The 327-nt window shown below is 46.5% G+C and carries 1 pseudogene; it reads right to left on the bottom strand.

What is annotated here, in order from left to right:
- A pseudogene (locus JWH17_RS23465) lies at positions 1–327 on the bottom strand (IS1634 family transposase); the annotation flags it as partial.

The following is a 327-nucleotide window of genomic DNA, read 5'->3' as shown; positions in this document are numbered from 1 at the left end:
CAAATTTTATCTTTCCACCCCCTGGCGGGTCACACTCAAAATAGGTGCTGGTGAGGTCATACAGCAAAACATCGAATTTGATGTTGAACAGTTCGTGCCAACGATTGGTGAGGAAGCTGAAAAAATCACGTTTGTGGTCAACAAGTTTATCCAGACATCGGTACAGCTTATCTTTTTGCACAAGCGCATCATCTTCTCCCAACAGATCGGCCATGGCGCTGTTGCGGAACCATTCACGGTGCAGGCGCCACTCACTGCCCGGAGATATAAGACGGTAGGTAACAAGAGTTTTTAAAACGTTGAGCCATTTTGTTCCTTTGCGGCTTA

It is taken from the genome of Desulfogranum marinum (assembly GCF_016918565.1).
In the GTDB taxonomy this organism is placed as follows: Bacteria; Desulfobacterota; Desulfobulbia; order Desulfobulbales; family Desulfobulbaceae; genus Desulfogranum; species Desulfogranum marinum.
Note: the sequence above shows the minus strand (reverse complement) of the source record. Positions and strands in the feature narration are given on the sequence as shown.